The sequence below is a fragment of the Cryobacterium algoritolerans genome (assembly GCF_004402785.1).
GTDB classification, from domain to species: Bacteria; Actinomycetota; Actinomycetes; order Actinomycetales; family Microbacteriaceae; genus Cryobacterium; species Cryobacterium algoritolerans.
In genome coordinates this window covers 45,135-61,787 of the sequence record NZ_SOFP01000011.1, presented here as the reverse complement: position 1 = coordinate 61,787, position 16,653 = coordinate 45,135, and the positions used below count along the sequence as shown (strand labels likewise).

The following is a 16,653-nucleotide window of genomic DNA, read 5'->3' as shown; positions in this document are numbered from 1 at the left end:
GCTGAACCCTACTTGAGGCTCTTCTGCATCAGCACGGTGCCGAGCCACCGGTCGAACTTGAAGCCGACCTTGCCCATCCGGCCGATTTCCTCGAAACCGTAGTCGCGGTGCAGCTTGATCGAGGCGTCAGCGCCCTGGTCGGCGATCACCGCGATGATCTCCTTGAGGCCCGCCGCCTTCGACCGGGTGATCAGTTCGCCCAGCAGCACTCGGCCGAGGCCCTTGCTGGTGGAGGCCGCGCCGAGGTAGATCGAGTTCTCAACCGTGAACCGGTATGCCCGCTTCTCCTTCCACGGGCTGACCAGTGCGTAGCCGAGGATCTGCCCGGCCGGGGACACGGCAACGATGAACGGCATCCCGAGCTTGCCGAGATAGTAGAACTTGCTCCGCCACGCGGCGAGAGTCATCGCATCGACGTCGAAAGTCACCGTGCTGTTGGCAACGTAGTAGTTGTAGATCTCGCGGATGTACGGCAGGTCCGTGATCTGGGCGTCGCGCATCGTGTATTCGAACGGAGCCTCGGCCTCCTGCTGCGGCCGAAGGTGCCGGGGCAGCTGCCTGCGCGGCTGGTATTCCTCTTCAAGCACGTACTGCTCCTCACCCCTGGGGCTTCCAGATTACCCGAGCGACCAGTCCACCGTGGCCGCCCCGGCCGCCGTGAGGTAGTCGTTCGCCCGGCTGAACGGCCGGGACCCGAAGAAACCCCCACGCGCCGATAGCGGGCTCGGGTGCGCGGACTCGATCACCGGTGTGTCACCCAGCAGGGGGCGGACCGCGGCGGCATCCCGCCCCCACAGGATCGCGACCAGCGGGCGCGGCCGCGCGACGACGGCCCGGATGGCCTGTTCCGTGACCGCCTCCCAGCCGCGCCGACGGTGCGAACCTGCCGCGCCCGCCTGCACGGTGAGCACCCGGTTGAGCAGCAGCACACCCTGGTCCGCCCACGCCGACAGGTCGCCGTGGGCGGCCGTGACACCCACGTCTGCGCGCAATTCCACGGCGATGTTCTGGAGGCTGCGCGGCAGCGGGTGAACATGTCGCTCCACCGCGAAGGCCAGTCCGATCGGATGCCCCGGGGTCGGATACGGGTCCTGGCCGAGGATGAGCACGGACACGTTGTCGAACGGGTCCCGGAAGGCCCGGAAGATCGTGTCGGCCGGCGGCAGCCACGGGCGCCCGGCCGCGGTCTCGGCGCAGAGGAACCCGGCCATCGCCTCGATCTCAGCGGATACCGGCTCGAGCTCGAGGGCCCAGCCCTGGTCGATCGCGCCCGAGCGGGCGAGCCTCTCCAGCGTTGTCGGCGGCACCGGCGGGTGGCTCAGGCGCCGAAGGTGCTGACGAGCACGCCGCCGTCGGCCTGGCTGACCCGCCAGACGCTGCCGGCTCCGACGACGCTCAGGGCGCCGACGCCCACGACCAGGGCCGTGCTCTCGTCGATCGCCAGTCCCCCGTCGATCAGGCCGGCCTCCGTGGCCGCAACGAGCCGGGAGAGCGTGCCCCACTGCGCCGCGTGCACCTCCACCGTGACGTCGAGGAGCCCGATGCCCGGTTCGATGGTGACCTCATCGAGGCCTTCGGCGGCATCCTGCGCGGTCACCTCAACCCCACCCATCCGCCAGCCGCCGATCAGGGCGCGCTCGGCAGCGATCATGGCGCCCGCGGAGAACCCGAGGTACGGGATGCCGGCGGCCACCTGGCGGCGGATCTCGCCCGCGATCGGTGCGACCGCCGCGAGGTAGGCCGGGGTGAGCCCGCCGCCGATGACGATGCCGTCGACCTCGGAGACGGCGAGCGGTCCGGCGAGTTCGCCGTGGCCGAGGGCGGTGATCTTCGGTTCGAGATCGCCGGCGGCCCCGACTGCGGCCACGAGGTTCGCCGCGTGTTCGGCGCCGTCAGAGTCGCGCACGGCGATGATCGCGATCCGGGGCGCGGTGCGACCCTGGGCCACTCCCCTCGCCGTGGCCTCGACCAGGAACGGCCCGTAAACGGCTGCGTCGTGTCCGGGGCTCCAGCCGCCGCCGACCAGGTGCACGCTCACGCGAGGACTGCCTCTGGTACGGATGAGACGGTCGCGACCCGCTCGGGCGGCGCGACCGTGGCCGCGACCAGCGGCAGCGACGACCACGGGAAAACGATCCAGCGGTCCGTCTCCCGCCAGGTGTAATCGGGGACGAGCACCGTCCGCGGCTTCGTGTAGAGGGTGGCCGTGCGCACCTCGGCCGCGCATTCGCGCAGCAGTGCGACGACGAGCGCGAGCGTGTGTCCGGAGTCGGAGACATCGTCGACCAGGAGCACGCGCAGCCCGGTGAGCGCCGGGGCGTCGAGCATCGGGCCGGACAGCACCGGTTCCGGCAGCCGCTCATCCACCCCGGTGTAGAACTGAACGTTGATGCTGCCGCAGTTCTTGGTGCCGAGCGCGTAGGACATGGCCCCCGCGAGCAGCAGGCCGCCGCGGGCGATGGCGATCACCACATCCGTCTGGTAACCGCTGGCCAACACCGACGCGGCCAGAGTGCGGGCCGCGTCGGCGAAGACGTTCCATTCGAGGACTTCTCGTTGAATCCCGGTCAGGTCTGTGCCTGCGTCATGCGCGTCGAATGCCATCCGTCAATGCTAGGTCACGAGCAGGTCACGAAAGGTGCCGCTCCTCATGGCCGTTGTAGAGCGACAAGGGCCGGATGAGCGCGTTCGCGGCGGTCTGCTCGATGATGTGGGCGGTCCAGCCGGTGATCCTGGCCGCCACGAAGATCGGCGTGAAGGTGAGGGTGTCGAAGCCCATCAGGTGGTACGCCGGGCCGGATGGGTAGTCGAGGTTGGGCAGGATGCCCGTGCGGGCCGTCATCGCCGCGGCGAGCGATTCGTAGAGTTCCAGCATGTCGGGCCGGCCGTAGTGCTCGATCATGGTGAGCAGGGCCGTGTACATGGTCGGCACCCGGGAGTCGCCGTGTTTGTAGACCCGGTGGCCGAAGCCCATCACCTTGCGCTTGGCGTCAAGGGTATGGTTCAGCCAGACCTCGGCCCGTTCCCCCGCGCCGGGGCCGGCGCCGATCTCGTCGAAGATGTGCATGACGGCCTCGTTCGCACCGCCGTGCAGGGGACCCTTGAGCGCGCCGATGGCGCCGGTGATCGCGGAGTGCAGATCGGACATCGTCGAGGTGATCACCCGCGCGGTGAAGGTGGACGCGTTGAACGAGTGCTCCGCGTACATGATCATCGACACGTCGAAGGCCTCGACGACGACGAGTTCCGGTACCTCGCCGAACGTCATGAACAGGAAGTTCGCCGAATAGCCGAGGTCGTTGCGTGGCTCGATCAGGTCGAGCCCGTGCCGACGACGCTGGTCGTAGGCGACGATCGACGGCATCTGCGCCCACAGGCGCAACCCCTTCGCCCGGTTGGCCTCCGGAGACGCATCGTCGACCTGGGGATCGTTGGCGCCGATCAGGCTCACCGCGGTACGCACGACGTCCATCGGGTGCGCGGTCACGGGCAGTTCGTCGATGACCCGGCGCACGGCAGGCGCGAGGTGCCGGAGCGAACGTTCCTGCTCCTCGAAGTCGGCCAGTTCGTCCTCGGTGGGCAGCTCCCCGTTCCAGAGCAGGTAGGCGACCTCCTCGAAGCTGCGCTGCGCGGCCAGTTCCTGCACGGGGTAGCCGCGGTACAGCAGCGAGTTGGACTCGGGGTTGACCTTGGACACGGCGGTCCTGTCGACGACGACCCCCGCGAGGCCCTTGAAAACCGTTGGTTCGTTCTGAGTCATGACGCTCCTTTGCATTTCTACGAGGGAAGATTCGGGTTGAGGGTGAAGTTGAACACGCCGGAATCGAAGTGGTTGTAGGCCGGGTAATCGAGCAGTTCGTAGAGCTCCGCCCGGTGCTGCATCTCGGGCAGGAGCGAGGTCAGCGCCCCCTCCGCTTCGATGGCATCGAGGCCACGCTCCGCCGCGCCCATGGCCAGCCGCAGGAGCGAGACGGGGAAGATGACGATGTTCATACCCACGTCGGCGAGCTGTTGCACGGTGAACAGTTCGCCCTTCCCGAACTCGGTCATGTTCGCCAGGATCGGCACGTCGACGGCGGCTCGGATCGCGGCGAACTCGGCCAGTGACGCCATCGCCTCGGGGAAGATCGCGTCCGCGCCGGCGTCGACGAGTTTCTTGGCCCGGTCGACGGCGGCGGCCAGGCCGTCGACGGCACGGATGTCGGTACGCGCCATGACCAGGAAGTTCGGGTCCCGCCGCGCGTCGACCGCAGCGCGGATGCGCTTGGCGGCCGCCTCGTCATCGACGACCTGTTTGCCGTCGAGGTGCCCGCACCGCTTCGGGTTGACCTGGTCCTCGATGTGCATCCCGGCCAGGCCCGCGTCTTCGAGGGTCTGGATGGTGCGCGCCACGTTCATCGGCTCGCCGAAGCCGGTGTCGGCGTCGACGATGGTGGGAAGGTCGGTCATCCGGCTGATCTGCTGGCTGCGACCGGCGACCTCGGTGAGGGTGGTCAGGCCGATGTCAGGCAGGCCCAGGTCGGCCGACAGCACCGCCCCGGAGATGTACACCCCCTCGAAGCCCTTGGCCGCAATCAGCCGGGCCGAGAGCGGGTTGAACGCACCGGGGAAGCGGAGGAGTCCACCGCCGGCGAGCGCCGCCCGGAAGTCGGCGCGCTTCTGGGCGGGGGTGATCGTGGAGTACAGCATCAGAAGATTCCGTTCGGGGTGGGGAGGGAGGTGAGCAGGCCGTTGGCGGCCACGATGGTCAGCTCGCCGAGTTCCTCGGCAGAGAGGCTCGGGAGGCGCTCGGCGGCGCTGAGGAACCGAACGATCTCACCCTCTTCCAGCACGTCGGCGGCGAGCCGGCGGAACTTGTTGATGTACTCGGCACGCCCGAACGGCTTGGCGCCGAGCGGGTGCGCGTCGGCGACCGCCAGTTCGTCGACGATGCGACTGCCGTCGGCGAGCACGATCTCGACCCGGCCGCCGAAGGCCTTCTCGGCCGGGTCGAGGGAGTGGTACCGGCGGGTCCACTCCGGGTCTTCGGTGGTGGTGACCCGGTTCCAGAGGGCGACGGTATCCGCTCGACCGGCGCGCTCGGGCCGGTAGGAATCGACATGATGCCAGCTGCCGTCCTGGAGGGCCACCGTGAAGATGTACGGGATCGAGTGGTCGAGGGTCTCCCGGCTGGCGGTCGGGTCGTATTTCTGCGGGTCGTTCGCCCCGGAGCCGATCACGTTGTGCGTGTGGTGGCTGGTGTGGATGACGATGGATTCCACATTCGCCGGGTCGGCCAGGGCAGGGTGTTCACGGTGCAGCTTGCGGGCCAGGTCGATCAGGGCCTGGGCCTGGTATTCAGCCGAGTGCTCCTTGGTGTAACTGTCCAGGATCGCCCGCTTCGCCTCGCCCGCCTCGGGCAGGGACACCTCGTAGGCGGCATCCGGCCCGTCGAGCAGCCATGCGATCACGCCGTCCTCGCCCTCGTAGATGGGCGTCGGACTGGTTTCGCCCCGCATCGCCCGGTCGACGGCCTCGACCGCCATCTTGCCGGCGAAGGCCGGGGCGTAGGCCTTCCAGCTGGAGATCTCGCCCTTGCGGGACTGTCTGGTCGCCGTCGTGGTGTGCAGTGCCTGGCCGATTGCCTGGAAGATCGTCACCGGGTCCAGGCCGAGGAGGGTGCCGATACCGGCCGCTGCCGACGGGCCGAGGTGGGCGACGTGGTCGATCTTGTGGGCGTGCAGGCTGATCGCCTTGACCAGGTCGATCTGCACCTCGTAGCCGGTTGCGATCCCGCGCACGAGGTCGCGCCCGGTGAGGCCGCGGGAGGTGGCGAGGTGCTGGGCCACCGCGACGACCGGGGGGATGTTGTCGCCGGGGTGGGAGTACTCGGCGGCGAGGAACGTGTCGTGATAGTCCAGTTCGCGCACGGCCACGCCGTTGGCCCAGGCCGCCCACTCCGGCGACACCCGGCGCGAGCGCTGTTCGCCGAACACGGTCGAACCGACCCCGTTGAAGGAGCGCGGATGGGCCAGCGCCTGCGAGCGGGCGGCGACCACGGGTCGCCGGGTCAGGGAGGCCGCGGCGACGGCGGCGTTGTCGATGACCCGGTTGATGATCATCTCGGTCACCTCCTCGGAGACCTGCACCGGGTCGGCGGCGCATTCGGCGATCTTCCAGGCGAGCTGGTCGGTGCGGGCCAGGTTTTCGTCGCTGCGGTGAACACGAACGTGGTGCTGCTGCACGGTGGTTCCTTTCGGTTAGGCGACCGGACCGGTCGGCTGCCCCTGGACCGCCGCGAGGACGTTCGTGAGGCTCTGCTGGAGGTGGACATGGGTGGCGTGGGCCGCCAGCGACGTGTCGCCGGCGATGATCGCGTCGATGATGAGCAGGTGCTCGGCCGCCGCGCTGCGCAGCCGGTCCGGATTACCCCTGGCCAGGCGGCGGATACGGACCAGGTGGGTGCGCACGGTGGCCAGCGCGCCGACCAGGAACGGGTTGGCGACCGCCTCGGCGACGGCATCGTCGAATTCGTCGATCAGGTCGTAGTAACGGTGAAGGCCGACCGTGCCCTGGGCCAGCAACTCGGGGGCGTCGAGGAACTGGTCCCGCAGCGCCAGGAAGACGGCGGGGTCGCGGCGGTCGGCGGCGATCCGGGCGGCGTGCTCCTCGAGCGCCCGGCGCACCTCATACAGTTCTCGGATACTGTCCAGGGACATCTCGGTGACCATGAAGCCCCGGCCCGGCCGGCCTGCGACGAGGCCGTCCGCGATCAGTCGGGCGATGGCGGCGCGCAGCGGCGTGCGGGACACGCCGATCCGCGCTGACTGCTCGATCTCGAGGAGCCCGGCGCCCGGGATCAGGATCCCGTCGAGGATCTCCCCGCGCAGCTGCCGGTAGGCGCGCTCGCTGGCACGAACCGGTGCGGTGGTCCCCGCCGTTGGGGTTTCTGTATACACAAACCACATGTTATTCCCTTTCAGGGGGTTTTATGCAAGACTTCGAGCATTCTATGTATACATAGGAGCTTCAACGGGGAGGTTCACAATGACAAGCGACAACACCGTCGGTTATCACAGGACGTGGCAGCGGAGCGTTGACGCCGACACCCGCGCCGACTTCTGGCTCGAGGCCGCGCAGGCCATCGACTGGATCACACCGCCCCGCGTCGCCCTCGAGGAGCGCTCCCCCGGCACCTGGCGCTGGTTCCCCGACGGCGAGCTGAACACCAGCTACAACGCCCTCGACCGGCACGTGCTCGCCGGGCGCGGAAACCAGACCGCCGTGATCTACGACTCCGCGATGTCGGGCACGCGCATCCGGATCAGCTACCTGGAACTCCTCGGCCGGGTGTCCCGCTTCGCCGGCGTACTCAGGGAAAACGGCGTCGGCAGGGGCGACCGGGTGATCGTCTACCTGCCGATGATCCCCGAAGCCATCGTCGCGATGCTTGCCTGCGCGCGGATCGGCGCCGTCCACTCCGTCGTCTTCGGCGGCTTCGCAGCGAGCGAGCTGGCCGTGCGCATCGACGACGCCAGACCGACCGTGATCGTGACGGCATCCGGCGGCCTGGAGCCTGGCCGCGCGGTCGAATACCTGCCCCTGGTGCAACGGGCGATGGCCCAGAGTGCCGGATCGGTGCGCACGGTGATCGTGCGGGACCGGGAGATGATCCCTGGCAGGGCGGCCGACTACGCCGGGGCCGACGGGGTCGCCTGGCTGGACTGGGCGGACGAGGAAGCGAAGGCGACGCCGGCCGACCCGGTGGCCCTCCGCTCCGAGGACCCGCTGTACATCCTCTACACCTCCGGGACGACCGGAAACCCGAAGGGCATCGTGCGCGACAACGGCGGCCACGCCGTCGCGTTGGCCTGGTCCATGCGTAACATCTACGCGGCCGGGGTCGGCGACGTGTTCTGGGCCGCATCCGACGTCGGTTGGGTGGTCGGCCATTCCTACATCGTCTACGCCCCGCTGTTGGTCGGGGCGACCACCGTGATCTACGAGGGGAAGCCGATCGGCACCCCGGATGCCGGCGCTTTCTGGCGCGTCGTCGAGGACTACACGGTGAAGGTGCTGTTCACCGCGCCGACGGCGATCCGCGCCATCCGCCGGGTCGACCCGGAGCTGAGGGAACTCGAGAAGTACGACGTGTCCAGCCTGCACGGGTTGTTCCTGGCCGGGGAACGCCTCGACCCGGAGACGTACCACTGGGCCAACGACGGCCTGCACTGCCCCGTCGTCGACCACTGGTGGCAGACCGAGACCGGCTGGGCGATCTGCGCCAACCCACGCGGCATCGCCGAGCTTGAGACGAAGCCGGGTTCGGCCACCTTCCCGGTGCCCGGCTACGACGTCGTCATCCTCGACTCGAAGGGCAAACCGGTCACCCGGGTCGGCAAGGACGGCAACATCGCCATCCGGCTGCCGCTGCCGCCGGGCAACCTGCTGGGAATCTGGGGCAGCGAGGAGCGCTTCGCGAGCGCCTACCTCTCCGCCTTCCCCGGCTTCTATGCCACGGGGGACTCCGGCCACTTCGACGACGAGGGCTACCTCTACGTGATGGGCCGCACCGACGACGTGATCAACGTTGCCGGCCACCGCCTCTCCACCGGCTCGCTCGAGGAGGTGCTCACCCTGCACCCGGCGGTCGCCGAGTGCGCGGTTCTGGGTGTGCATGACCCGCTCAAGGGCCAGCGCGCCGCCGGCTTCGTCACGCTCAAGGCCGGAGCGTCGATCGATCACGACACCCTCGCGAAGGAACTCATCGCCCTGGTGCGCGAGCATGTCGGTCCCGTTGCCGCGTTCAGGGACGTGACCATCCTTGAGCGGCTGCCGAAGACCCGCTCCGGCAAGATCCTGCGCAAGACGATCCGGCAGATCGTCGACGGCGAGCCGTACACGGTCCCGCCCACCATTGAGGACCCTGCAACCCTCGACGCCCTCACGCTGGCCGTGCACGGTGCCCGGAACGCGCTCGGGCACTGAGCCGGACCGGCCCGATCTCCCCGCACGGCCACTCCCGCACGGCCACTCCCGCACGGCCACTCCCGCACGGCCACTCCCGCACGGCCACTCCCCCTCGGACGCCCCCTCGGACGCCCCCAGTCGAGGGGGCGTAGTGTCGACCTCGGGTTAGAGGGCCAGGCCATTCGCCTGTGCCGAGCCTACGATGAGCACTGGAGAACATCCCCATGAAAGCTGCACGCTTCTACGGCCAAAAAGACGTCCGAATCGAAAACATCGAAGAACCGTCGATCCGAAGAGGAACGGTGAAGATCGCCGTGGCCTGGTGCGGCATCTGCGGCACAGACCTGCACGAATACCTTGAGGGCCCGATCTTCATCTCCGCCCCCGGTCACCCGCACTCGCTCTCGCACGAATCGGCACCCGTCACCCTCGGGCATGAGTTCTCCGGCACCATCGAAGAGGTCGGCGAGGGCATCACCGGGCTCGCCGTCGGCGACAACGTGGTCGTGGAGCCCTACTTCGTGTGCGACGAGTGCCCCCCCTGCAAGGCCGGCAACTACCACCTCTGCGAGAAGATGGGTTTCATCGGCCTCGCCGGCGGCGGCGGCGGCCTGAGTGAGAAGGTCGTCGTCGACCAGCGCTGGGTGCACCCGATCGGCGATATCCCGCTGGACGAGGCTGCCCTGATCGAGCCGCTCTCGGTCGCTCACCACGCCGTGATCCGCAGCGGCGCGAAGGCCGGAGACGTGGCCATCGTCGGTGGCGCCGGGCCCATCGGACTGCTCACGGCCGCCATCCTCAAGGGCATCGGCGTGACCACGATCATCTCCGAACTCAGTGCCGCCCGTAAGGCGAAGGCGCTCTCGAGCGGCGTCGCCGACTATGTGATCGACCCGACCGTCGAGGATCTCAAGGCCCGCGTGCTCGAGATCACCGGTGGCATCGGCACGGATGTGGCGTTCGAGTGCGCGGGCGTGAACGCCGTCCTCGACGCCATGCTCGACGCCCTGCGCCCGGCCGGAGTGCTCGTCAACGTCTCGATCTGGGGTCACCCGGCCACGGTGGACATGCAGAAGATCGTGCTCAAGGAGATCGACCTGCGCGGCACCATCGCCTACGTGCGCGACCACGAGGAGACCGTCGCCCTGGTGGAGTCAGGCAAGATCGACCTGAAGCCGTTCATCACGGGCCGGATCGCCCTGGACGACCTGGTTTCGCAGGGTTTTGACACGCTGATCAATCACAACGACACCGCGGTGAAAATCATCGTCCACCCGTAGCAGGGCCGCAGGGCCGGCCGACCGGGCGACCGGGCTGGCCCGGCACGGTCAGTCCGCCGGCAGGAGCTGCCCCCGCGCGATCCGGGTGGGGGCAGCCTGGGCGACCGGCTTGATCGTGATCAGGTCCAGGTTCACGTGGGCGGGGCGTTCGACGCTCGACACGATCGTCTCCGCGATGTCCTCCGCGACGAGAGGATTCGGCACCCCGGCATACGCGGCCGCCGCCTTCTCCACGTCGCCGCCGAACCGCACGAGACCGAATTCGTCGGTCTTGACCATCCCCGGGGCAACCTCGATCACCCGGATCGGTTCACCGTTGAGTTCGAGTCGCAGCACCTCCATCAGGGCGTGCGCGGCGAACTTCGCCGCGTTGTAGCCGCCCCCGCCGAGGTAGGCGACGTGCCCGGCGATCGAGGTGACCGTGACGATGTCGGCCGAACCGCCATCCGTGCGAATCGCCGCCCGGAGCAGTGGCAGCAACGCACTGGTGACACGTTTGACCGCGAGCACGTTGATCTCGAACATCCAGGCCCAGTCCTCGATCGACGAGTTCTCAACGCTGTCGAGCCCGAGCGCACCGCCCGCGTTGTTGACCAGCGCGTGCACCGGCCCGGATGCCGCGAGGAAGTCGCTCAGGGCGTCGACGTCGGTCTGGCTCGTCAGGTCGGCGGTGAACACCGCCGCCCCGGTCTCCGCGGCGAGCGCGGCCAGGCGGTCGGCCCGGCGGGCGACCCCGACGACATCCCATCCTCGTTCACGGAACAGGCGCACGGTGGCGGCCCCGATTCCCGAGCTGGCACCGGTCACGACAACTCTTCTTGTACCCATTGCTCCATTCTGCTGGGAGAATGGATCTGATGAGTGCACGAGTCGCCGGCAGGCCCCATGTCAAGAAGCGGCGGGTTCCCCTGTGGGACAATGCTCGCTGGATCGCCATCACGCTCGTGGTGATGGGGCACGCGATCCTCAAACTCATCAACGGGTCGGATGTCGCCTACGAGGCCTACCTGTTCATCTACGCCTTCCACGTGCCGCTCTTCGTGGCCGTCAGCGGCTACTTCGCCCGCTCGGGCCCCCTGGGCACGCGGCAGCTGCACCGGCTGATCACCGACATCGTCTTCCCGTATGTCGTGTTCGAGACAATCTGGACGCTGCTGCGGTGGCTGCTCGGCGGCGAGTTCAACCTCGACTACTCCAGCGCCTCGTGGACACTGTGGTTCCTGATCTCCCTGCTGGCCTGGCGCCTCATGCTGCCGTTCATCGTGCTGCTGCGCTATCCGCTGCTGATCAGCATCCTGATCTCGATCGGGGCCGGCTACATCGCGTCGATCGACGGCACCTTCGCCCTCTCCCGCACCCTGGGCCTGCTGCCCTTCTTCGTGTTCGGCTGGAAGCTGCGGCAGTGGAAGCTCACCGCCCGCTGGCTTGCGCTCGGCGTCGGCAAGGTCTGGCGCTGGCGGGTCGCCGCGCTGACCTTGTTCTCCGCGCTGCTGGGCGTGATCACCCTGAACGTCGACGCCCTCCGGACCCTGAAGATCCGCCAGTTCCTGCTCTACAGCGAGGCGTACCCGACGTTCGGCTACGACCAGCTCTGGGCCGGCGGCATCCGTCTGGGCCTGATGCTCCTGGCCTTCGCCCTGATCATGGCGTTCCTCCTGCTCGTCCCCCGTAGCACCACCTGGTTCACCGCGCTGGGATCGGCGACGATGTACATCTACCTGCTGCACAGCTTTCTGCTGTTCCCGCTGCGCGAATCTGGGGTGCTCGGCGGTGTGCAACCGGCCTGGGTGCTGCCGGCGCTGCTGCTGCTCAGCGTACTGATCAGCGTGCTGCTGTCCCTCCCGATCGTGAAGCGGCTCTTCCGGCCGGTCATCGAACCGCGGGTTCGATGGCTGTTCCGCAGGCACGAGTCAACTCACACCGGAACGATCGTGCTGCCGCCGATGGATCCGCCTTCTGCCGAGCAGGCCTGATCTCGTGGCGTGATGGTGACCCTCGCTTGTGACGCCGTGTTTCACGGGTCGTTGCCACCCCTTCAGACGGATGCCTAAACTCGCACCCAGAGCGATGGACGGTCCACGCTCGTCGAGGATTATCAGGGAGACCACCTCATGAGCGACAACGCACAAGCCTGGAAGTTCGAAACCAAGCAGGTTCACTCCGGCGCCCGGCCTGACCCCACCACGAACGCCCGCAACACGCCGATCTACCAGACCACGTCCTACGTCTTCAACAACGCGCAGCACGCGCAGAACCTGTTCGCGCTGGCCGAATTCGGCAACATCTACACCCGCATCATGAACCCAACCCAGGCTGTCGTCGAGGAGCGCGTCGCCGCCCTCGAAGGCGGAACCGCCGCGCTGCTGCTCGCGTCCGGCCAGGCCGCGTCGACGTTCGCGGTGCTGAACATCGCCGAGGCCGGCGACCACATCGTGTCGTCGAGCTCGATCTACGGCGGCACCTACAACCTGTTCAAGTACACGCTCGCCAAGCTCGGCATCGAGACCACGTTCGTCGAGAACCAGGACGACGCGGCCGAGTGGGCCCGCGCCGTGCGCCCGAACACCAAGCTCTTCTTCGCGGAGACCATCGGCAACCCGAGGATCAACGTGCTCGACATCTCCCTCGTCGCCGGCGTCGCCCACGAGTCCGGCGTTCCACTCATCGTCGACAACACGATCGCGACCCCGTACCTGATCCGCCCGTTCGAGCACGGCGCCGACATCGTCGTCCACTCGGCCACCAAATTCCTCGGCGGCCACGGCGCGGTCATCGGCGGCGTCATCGTTGACGGCGGCAGCTTCGAATGGTCCAAGAACGTCGCGAAGTTCCCCGGCCTGACCGAGCCCGACCCGTCCTACCACGGGGTCAGCTACACCGGCGCCGTCGGCGATCCCATCGCCTACATCATCAAGGCCCGCGTGCAGCTGCTCCGCGACCTGGGTGCCGCGATCGCCCCGGCCAGCGCCTGGCAGCTCATCCAGGGCATCGAAACCCTGAGCCTGCGGATCGAACGCCACGTGCAGAACGCCCAGGAGATCGCCGAGTGGCTCGAAAACCACCCCGACATCGCCTCGGTCAACTACGCCGGCCTGCCGACAAGCCCCTGGTATGCCGCCGCCAACAAATACGCCCCCAAGGGCGTGGGCGCGGTGCTCTCCTTCGAGCTCAAGGGCGGGGTGGATGCCGGCCGCGCCCTGGTCGACAATCTCGAACTGTTCAGCCACCTGGCCAACATCGGCGACGTGCGCTCGCTCGTCATCCACCCGGCCTCGACCACGCACGCGCAGCTCACCCCCGAGCAGCAGCTCACGGCCGGCGTCACGCCCGGCCTGGTGCGCCTCTCCGTCGGCATCGAGAACATCGCCGACCTCACGGCCGACCTGGAGCTCGGCCTGGCCGCGGCACGAGCCGTCGTGGAGGCATCCCGCGCCAACGCCTGAGATCCGCGCGTCTCGACGGAGATCCTGCCCCTCACCGGGCGTTGCGCAGCCGACACCTGTGCGCGGCGACAGGGCCTCCGTCCATGTCGTCAACCGGCGGTGCCGGGCGGGCCGGTGACGTGACAATGCCACGCCGGCGGCGATCACCCGCCAGAATGAGGGCGTATGGAATGGCAATTCTCGGCAGACACGGTCCCGTCCAGCTTCGTCACTGAAGCCCAGGCGCGCTCGCTCCTCGGCAAACCCCCGGCGACCGGCGCGTGGCGCGACGGCGACCCCCTCGGCTCCCGCAGCTTCCTCGACGTCGGACCACTCCGGTTCGAGGCCGGCGGCAGCCTGGGCGCCGTGCGGATCGCCTACGAGACCTGGGGCGAACTCTCCCCCGCCGGTGACAACGCCGTGCTCGTGCTACACGCGCTCACCGGCGACAGTCATCTGGTCGGCCCCGCCGGCAACGGCCACGTCACGGCAGGCTGGTGGGGCGGCATCGTCGGCCCCGGGCTGGCCATCGACACCGACCGCTGGTTCGTGGTGGCGCCGAACATGCTGGGCGGCTGCCAGGGCAGCACCGGCCCCACGTCGCTGGCGCCCGACGGCAGCGAATGGGGCACCCGCTTCCCGTACCTCACCATCCGCGACCAGGTCGCCGCACAGGCCGCCTTCAGCGACCGCCTCGGCATCGACCGCTGGGCTGCCGTCATCGGCGGTTCGATGGGCGGGATGCACGCCCTCGAGTGGGCCATCCAGGCCCCGGAGCGCGTGGCGCGGCTCGCCATCCTCGCTGCGCCGCCGGTGACCACGGCCGACCAGATCGCGTTGAACTCGCTGCAGATAGAGGCGATCCGGTCGGACCCGCTGTTCCGGTCAGGAGACTATTACGACGCCGCCGACGGCGATGGTCCCACCCGCGGCCTCGCCCTCGCCCGCCGGATGGCACTGCTCAACTACCGCAGCCCCGCCGAACTGAACCTCAGGTTCGAACGTGGCTGGCAGAGCGAGATCAGCCCGCTGGGTGCCGGCGGCAGGTTCGCCGTCGAGTCCTACCTCGACTTCCACGGCAACAAATTCACCCGCCGGTTCGATGCCAACAGCTACGTCACGCTCGTGCAGGCGATGGACTCGCACGACGTCGGCCGCGGTCGCGGCGGTGTCTCCGCCGCCCTCAGCCGGGTGACCGCCCGCGCCGTGGTGGTCGGTATCGACAGCGACCGGCTTTTCCCGGTTGAGGGCCAGCGACGGATCGCCGAGCACCTTCGACACAACATCGACGGCATCCACCCGGTGGTGCTCGAATCGGGGTACGGCCACGACGGATTCCTGATCGAGGCCGAGGCGATCGGTGCCCAGCTGGGCCGTCTCCTGACCTGACCTCGACGGGGCCGTGACGGCGGCCGAGGGGTTGACAGCCGCAGGATACAGGGAAAGCCTCGGAATCGGGTGATTCCCCTGGAGGGTGCCCGAGAGGACATCTGCCATGAAACCCGCGTACGTCGTCATGTTGGTGCTCGGAACGGTGTTCTCACTGATCGGACTTGGAATGCTGACCGGGGGCGTGGCCGCCACAGTGGCGAGTTCGCGGCAGGCGGGCAACGGATTCCTCAGCGCGCCGGCCGCCTCATTCTCCGCCGACTCCTACGCGCTGACCTCGCCGAGACTGGACGTCGCCGGCACCTCGGGGATCCCCACCGGGGTGGCAAGCATCCGCCTGGAGGCCACGAGCACGGGCGGCGACGTGTTCATCGGCATCGCACCCCAGACCGAGGTGGACCGCTACCTCACGGCGGTGCACCACACGGAGCTGGTGGACGTGAGCGTCTCCCCGTTCCGCGCGGAGTACCGGGACGTACCGGGCACGGCCCGGCCCGTGCTCCCCGGCGACCAGGGTTGGTGGACGGTGTCGGCCTCCGGGCCGGGAACGCAACAGGTGGTCTGGGATGTCCGGCCCGGCACGTGGGCCGTCGTCGTGATGAACGCGGATGCGAGCCCCAGCGTGGCCGTGCAACTGCGGGCAGGTGCCCGGCTGGGCCTGCTCGGGCCGCTCGCGATCGGGCTGGTGATCGCCGGAATCCTGTTGCTGCTGCTCGGAATCGCGCTCGTCGTGCTCAGTGCCGTCGGGCTGGGCAGGGGCACCCCGGTCCCACCCGGCGCTCCGTCGGCCGGCCTGCCTCCCGCAGCACTGCCGCCGGGGTCTGCGCCGCCGCCGGCCGCCCCATCGATCATGGGCAAACCGCCGGTCGGGCGGGGCGTCCCGGTCGACGAATGGCGCGCGTACCCGGCCCGCCTGACCGGGAAACCGGACCCGGTGCTGTCACGGTGGCTCTGGCTGGTGAAGTGGCTCCTTGTCATCCCCCACCTGATCGTGCTCTTCTTCCTCTGGTGTGCCTTCTTCGTCACCACCATCGCGGCCGGCTTTGCGATCCTGTTCACCGGGCGCTACCCCGCATCGTTGTTCACCTTCAACGTCGGGGTGTTGCGCTGGAGCTGGCGGGTGGCCTTCTACTCCTACTCGGCCCTCGGAACCGACCGCTATCCCCCGTTCACGCTCGCCGCGACGGACTACCCGGCCGATCTCCAGGTCGATTACCCGGCGCGGTTGTCCAACGGTCTGGTTCTCGTCAAGTGGTGGCTGCTGGCAGTGCCGCACCTCCTGATCGTGGCGGTCATCACCGGCAGCGCCTGGTCCTGGCGCACCCCACCGGCGGACTGGCCGGCCGGCGCCGGAACCGCAGCCACGACCGGGCCGTCCCTGATCGGGCTGCTTGTGCTGCTCTCCGGACTGATCCTGCTCTTCACCGGTCGCCTGCGTCGCACCCTGTTCGACCTCATCCTCGGTCTTGACCGCTGGGTCTTCCGGGTCACCGTGTATACCGCACTGATGCGGGATGATTACCCGCCCTTCCGGCTCGACCAGGGATCCGCCGAGCCACCGGTGCCCATGGCGCGGCCTGCCTCATGAACCATCGGCACAGGAACCAGTGTCT

General features: G+C 68.7%; 15 protein-coding genes. 6 read left to right on the top strand and 9 right to left on the bottom strand.

The annotated features are described in order from the left end of the window. Positions 1-8: 8 nt before the first annotated feature. From E3O19_RS02810 to E3O19_RS02775, 8 genes are read right to left on the bottom strand one after another with little or no spacing between them, the layout of a single operon-like run. Positions 9-587, bottom strand: a complete 579-nt coding sequence (locus E3O19_RS02810) for a GNAT family N-acetyltransferase (protein WP_174776880.1) — start codon at positions 585-587, stop codon at positions 9-11. A gap of 30 nt (positions 588-617) precedes the next feature. After that, positions 618-1,307 (bottom strand): uracil-DNA glycosylase, encoded by a 690-nt coding sequence (locus E3O19_RS02805; protein ID WP_194087910.1) that lies wholly within the window; start codon positions 1,305-1,307, stop codon positions 618-620. Between the two features lie 11 nt (positions 1,308-1,318). Next, positions 1,319-2,038 carry a Type 1 glutamine amidotransferase-like domain-containing protein gene (locus E3O19_RS02800; RefSeq protein WP_134565099.1) on the bottom strand — a complete coding sequence of 240 codons (720 nt, stop codon included), beginning with the start codon at positions 2,036-2,038 and terminating at the stop codon, positions 1,319-1,321. Then, complete coding sequence (locus E3O19_RS02795; protein WP_134565098.1) at positions 2,035-2,604, bottom strand: phosphoribosyltransferase; 570 nt, start codon at positions 2,602-2,604, stop codon at positions 2,035-2,037. Before E3O19_RS02795 ends, E3O19_RS02800 begins: the two co-directional genes overlap by 4 nt. Before the next feature lie 25 nt (positions 2,605-2,629). Then, the gene (locus tag E3O19_RS02790) at positions 2,630-3,760 is read right to left on the bottom strand and encodes a bifunctional 2-methylcitrate synthase/citrate synthase (protein WP_134565097.1); all 1,131 of its coding nucleotides are present in this window, start codon (positions 3,758-3,760) and stop codon (positions 2,630-2,632) included. 17 nt (positions 3,761-3,777) lie between these two features. Beyond that, entirely contained in the window at positions 3,778-4,689 is a 912-nt protein-coding gene (prpB, locus tag E3O19_RS02785) for a methylisocitrate lyase (protein WP_134565096.1), read from the bottom strand. Further along, positions 4,689-6,224 (bottom strand): MmgE/PrpD family protein, encoded by a 1,536-nt coding sequence (locus tag E3O19_RS02780; RefSeq protein ID WP_134565095.1) that lies wholly within the window; start codon positions 6,222-6,224, stop codon positions 4,689-4,691. The genes prpB and E3O19_RS02780 overlap by 1 nt, the downstream gene beginning before the upstream one ends. A 15-nt stretch (positions 6,225-6,239) precedes the next feature. Beyond that, on the bottom strand, positions 6,240-6,938 hold the full coding sequence (locus E3O19_RS02775; RefSeq protein ID WP_241981152.1) for a GntR family transcriptional regulator: 699 nt from the start codon (positions 6,936-6,938) through the stop codon (positions 6,240-6,242). A gap of 88 nt (positions 6,939-7,026) precedes the next feature. On the opposite strand from E3O19_RS02775, the gene E3O19_RS02770 reads away from it, so the two are divergent. Both E3O19_RS02770 and E3O19_RS02765 read left to right on the top strand, forming a co-directional pair. Further along, positions 7,027-8,967 carry an AMP-binding protein gene (locus E3O19_RS02770; RefSeq protein ID WP_134565093.1) on the top strand — a complete coding sequence of 647 codons (1,941 nt, stop codon included), beginning with the start codon at positions 7,027-7,029 and terminating at the stop codon, positions 8,965-8,967. Between the two features lie 206 nt (positions 8,968-9,173). Beyond that, on the top strand, positions 9,174-10,229 hold the full coding sequence (locus tag E3O19_RS02765) for a 2,3-butanediol dehydrogenase (protein WP_134565092.1): 1,056 nt from the start codon (positions 9,174-9,176) through the stop codon (positions 10,227-10,229). A gap of 48 nt (positions 10,230-10,277) precedes the next feature. Here E3O19_RS02765 and E3O19_RS02760 read toward each other — a convergent pair whose 3' ends face one another. Beyond that, complete coding sequence (locus E3O19_RS02760; protein WP_134565091.1) at positions 10,278-11,057, bottom strand: SDR family NAD(P)-dependent oxidoreductase; 780 nt, start codon at positions 11,055-11,057, stop codon at positions 10,278-10,280. Between the two features lie 29 nt (positions 11,058-11,086). On the opposite strand from E3O19_RS02760, the gene E3O19_RS02755 reads away from it, so the two are divergent. The 4 genes from E3O19_RS02755 (at position 11,087) to E3O19_RS02740 (ending at position 16,628) form a co-directional block, all read left to right on the top strand. Continuing rightward, on the top strand, positions 11,087-12,202 hold the full coding sequence (locus E3O19_RS02755) for an acyltransferase family protein (protein ID WP_241981151.1): 1,116 nt from the start codon (positions 11,087-11,089) through the stop codon (positions 12,200-12,202). Between the two features lie 138 nt (positions 12,203-12,340). Beyond that, positions 12,341-13,672: a bifunctional o-acetylhomoserine/o-acetylserine sulfhydrylase gene (locus E3O19_RS02750; RefSeq protein WP_134565089.1), complete on the top strand. Its 1,332-nt coding sequence runs from the start codon at positions 12,341-12,343 to the stop codon at positions 13,670-13,672. Positions 13,673-13,837: 165 nt separating this feature from the next. Further along, positions 13,838-15,040: a homoserine O-acetyltransferase MetX gene (gene metX / locus E3O19_RS02745; protein ID WP_134565088.1), complete on the top strand. Its 1,203-nt coding sequence runs from the start codon at positions 13,838-13,840 to the stop codon at positions 15,038-15,040. Between the two features lie 106 nt (positions 15,041-15,146). After that, positions 15,147-16,628 (top strand): DUF4389 domain-containing protein, encoded by a 1,482-nt coding sequence (locus E3O19_RS02740; protein ID WP_134565087.1) that lies wholly within the window; start codon positions 15,147-15,149, stop codon positions 16,626-16,628. Positions 16,629-16,653: the final 25 nt, after the last annotated feature.